Source organism: Arthrobacter sp. B0316-1-20, assembly GCF_059091865.1.
On record NZ_JBNHHC010000174.1, the window covers coordinates 1 to 3,769 of the forward strand.

Consider the following 3,769-nt stretch of genomic DNA (forward strand, 5'->3'; position numbering starts at 1 on the left):
AAATCCGCGAACGGATGCTTCGAATAGGACGACGGCGAATCCTGGCGCCAGCGCCCGCTCCAGCCCGGACCGCACAGCAGAAGATGGAAACCTGCGTCCGCGAGCTCGGCGTGCAGCGTGCTGGGCCGGCCGGCGCGCAGAACCGGCGCGTCGGGGAGGCGGTCGCCCGCCTTCGGTCCGCGGAACATGATCCGGGAGCCTGTTTCCACGATTGGGCTGCGGCGGTAGTTGACGTCAAGCTCGGAAATCATCCGCAGTCCGGCGGTGCGCAGCGGCCGGGACCGGATGGCCAGCGGGATCAGCCGGGGTGCCAGCCGGGTGCGGGCCAGTTTCATCAGCGGGTTGGCGGAGGTGGCGAACTTGAACAGCCGGTTGGTGAACCTGAGGACCGTCCGCCCCACCGGCGAGCGTTCGCCGTCGTAGGAATCCAGCAGTTCCGGGGTCGCCGCCCCGGTGGATCCGAGGGCCAGCTTCCACGCCAGGTTCACTGCATCCTGAATCCCGGTGTTCATGCCCTGCGCGCCCGCGGGGCTGTGGATGTGCGCCGCGTCCCCGGCCACGAAGACGCGCCCCTCCCGGTACCGTTCGGCGGACTTGCTTTGGATCCGGAAGCCGGTCAGCCAGGCCGGGTCATGCAGGCGGGCCTTGCCGTTCGTGTACGTGTCAGCCAGCTGCTGCAGCTTCGCCAGTGTGACCTCCGTGCCGGCGTCCTTCCGGGGGCGCAGGCTGAGCATCCGCCAGGTGGCAGGCCTGCCGAGCGGGAAGAAGAACATCACGCCGGCGTCGGTTATGAAGGAATGGATGGCCTTCCGCTCCAGTCCGTCGACCTCGAGGTCCGCCAGGATGAAGGTCTGCGGGAAGGAGGAACCGGTGAAGCCGATCGGCGTCTTCCGCCTCACGGTGCTGTGCGCGCCGTCGCAGCCGACCAGGTAGCTGGCGCGGGTGTGTGAGATCGCGCCGCTGATGTGGCGGATGCGGGCGTCGACGCCGAAGTCGTCCTGCTCGATTTCCTGCAGTTCATACCCGCGGTCCACCCGGATCCGGTCCTGGGCCAGGTGCTCGGTCAGGATGCGTTCGGTTTCTGCCTGGGAGAGGAACAGCAGGAAGGGGTAAGCGGTGTCATTGATGCCGATGTCGAAGAGCCCGAACCTGCTGACCCGGTTGCCGAAATGCACGCGCATCTGGGCGGTGCGGTTGCCGGCGGCGATGAGCTTGTCCGTGATGCCGGTTCCTGCAAGCACCTCGAGGGTGCGGGGCTGGATCGCCAGGGCGCGCGACTGGCTGGCGCGCTCGAGTTGTTTGTCGATTATCTGGAAGCTGATGCCAAGGGCGTGCAACTGGGCTGCCAGGGCCAGCCCGGTCGGACCCGCCCCGACAATCAGAACGTCAACGTCGTTTTTCTCGTCATTACTGCGCCGTGAGCCTGCCATGGCACAAGCCTACCCTTGACCCAACACCTGCCCCTGATTAGCGTGAGACGAAACAGCTGATGCCTGTTGGACAACTATTCCGAGGGAATTCCATGGAAGAACTCCGCATTGAAGCCAACGGCAATCTCGGTCCCATCGATTCATCGCGGATTCCGCGCTTTGCCGGTCCCTCCACCTTCGCCCGGATCCCTCGGCTGGACCAGGTACGCAAGGCGGAGATCGCCGTCGTCGGAGTCCCGTTCGATTCCGGGGTTTCCTACCGTCCGGGTGCGCGGTTCGGGGCTAACCATGTGCGCGAGGCCTCGCGCCTGCTGCGCCCCTACAACCCGGCCCTGGATGTTTCCCCGTTCGAGAACGTACAGGTGGCGGACGCGGGGGATATGGCCGTGAACCCGTTCGAGATCCACGAGGCGATCGTGTCGATCCAGCAGCATGCGCTGGACCTGACGGACGACGGCGGCAGGCTGGTGACGCTGGGCGGCGACCACACGATCGCGCTGCCGCTGCTGCGCGCTGCGGCCCAGCGGCACGGACCCGTGGCGCTGCTGCATTTCGATGCGCACCTGGACACCTGGGACACCTATTTCGGGGCCGAATACACGCACGGCACGCCGTTCCGCCGCGCTGTGGAGGAAGGGATCCTGGACACCGAGGCGCTGTCCCATGTGGGGACCCGGGGGCCGCTGTACGGCAAGAAGGACCTGGAGGACGACCGCCGCTTCGGCTTCGGCATCCTGACCTCCGCCGATGTCTTCCGGCAGGGCGTGGACGAGGTCATCGCCCGGCTCCGCGACCGGATCGGGGACCGGCCGCTCTATGTGTCCGTGGACATCGACGTGCTGGACCCGGCGCACGCCCCCGGCACCGGAACACCGGAGGCCGGCGGCATGACCAGCCGGGAACTGCTGGAGATCCTGCGCGGACTGCGCGGCCTGAATCTGGTGGGGGCCGACGTCGTTGAGGTCGCCCCGGCGTACGACCATGCGGAGATCACCGGGGTTGCGGCCTCGCACGTGGCCTACGATCTGGTGACGCTCATGGCGGACCGGGCTGTGGCTGAAGGGCTTTCCGCTCCGCTGGCACGCCGCGCAACCACCGGGGGCCACGCGTGAGCCGCAACGGCGGAGACCTCGTCGTTGAAACCCTGGCCGCGCTGGGTGCCCGGACAGTGTTCGGGATCCCGGGCCAGCACGCGCTGGGCCTGTTCGACGCCCTCTCCCGCTCCGACCTGCGGTTCGTCTCCGCGCGCGTGGAGAACAACGCCGCCTTCGCCGCGGACGGCTACTCCCGGGCCACGGGCGAGGTCGGCGTGCTGTTCCTGTCCACCGGGCCGGGCGCGCTGACGGCCCTGGCCGGCCTGCAGGAGGCGTACGCCACCGGGGTGCCCATAATCGTGGTGGCCAGCCAGATTCCGCTGGAAGGACTCGGGGCGCGGCGCAAGGGGATGCTGCACCAGCTCGACGACCAGAAGGCCTCCGCGGCGAACGTGACCAAGAGCCAGCGGCTCATCCAGCATGCCTCCGGCATTCCCTCCGCCATCATGGACGCCTGGACGGAGGCAGTCTCCTCGCCGCAGGGTCCGGTCTGGATCGAGATTCCGCAAAATGTGCTGCTGGACCCGGTAGTGGTGCCGCCGGTGGAGGATGCGCTGGCAGAACCCTTCGACAACCCGCCGCGCACTGAGCTGGTCAAGGAGGCAGTGCGCTGGCTGTCTGCCGCGGAGCGTCCGGCGATCGTGGCGGGCGGAGGAACCCGCCGCGGCCGGGGGGAAGAAAAGCTGCTGTCCCTGGCCGAGAAGCTGCGGGCCCCGGTGGTCATGACGCCGGGCGGCAAGGGGTCCTTCCCCTGGAACCACGAGCTGTCGCTGCAGTCCTGGGTCGAGGACCGCTACGTCACCGAGGTCCTGGAGGACGCAGACGTGCTGCTGGTGGTCGGCTCCTCCCTGGGTGAGGTGACGAGCAACTATTTCACGCTGGAGCCCCGTGGCCGGATCATCCAGATCGACGCCGAACCCCGGGTCCTGGAGTCCAATCGCCCCGCGCTGGGCATCCGGGCCGACGCAGGCCAGGCGCTCGCGGTCTTGGATGAGGCGCTGGACGCGGCGCTGGGTGCCGCGCTCACGGACGCGGAGGTGCCGGCCGGAGGGGCTGCGGGCTGGCACGGCCGGACCCCGGAAATCCTGGTCAAGGAAACCCTGGCCAAGGTGCAGGCCCGGCTGGACAGCCAGGACCTGGCCCTGGAGCGGAAATTCATGGCGGACATCCGGGACGCGGTGCCGGACGACATGCAGACCTTCTGGGACATGACCATCGCGGCCTACTGGGCCTGGTCGTGCTGGG

Annotated in this window: 3 protein-coding genes; 2 read left to right on the plus strand and 1 reads right to left on the minus strand. The window is 68.3% G+C overall.

All coding sequences use genetic code 11. The annotated features are described in order from the left end of the window. On the minus strand, positions 1-1,430 hold a 1,430-nt coding region (locus AC5RW2_RS41250), incomplete at its 3' end, for an FAD-dependent monooxygenase (protein WP_494075309.1). A gap of 92 nt (positions 1,431-1,522) precedes the next feature. Between AC5RW2_RS41250 and speB the strand changes: the two genes are divergently transcribed. Together speB and AC5RW2_RS41260 are read left to right on the plus strand one after the other, a co-directional pair. Next, complete coding sequence (gene speB / locus AC5RW2_RS41255; RefSeq protein WP_494031726.1) at positions 1,523-2,542, plus strand: agmatinase; 1,020 nt, start codon at positions 1,523-1,525, stop codon at positions 2,540-2,542. Next, positions 2,539-3,769: thiamine pyrophosphate-binding protein (locus tag AC5RW2_RS41260; RefSeq protein WP_494075310.1), on the plus strand; the 1,231-nt coding region annotated here is incomplete at its 3' end. The genes speB and AC5RW2_RS41260, both read left to right, overlap by 4 nt.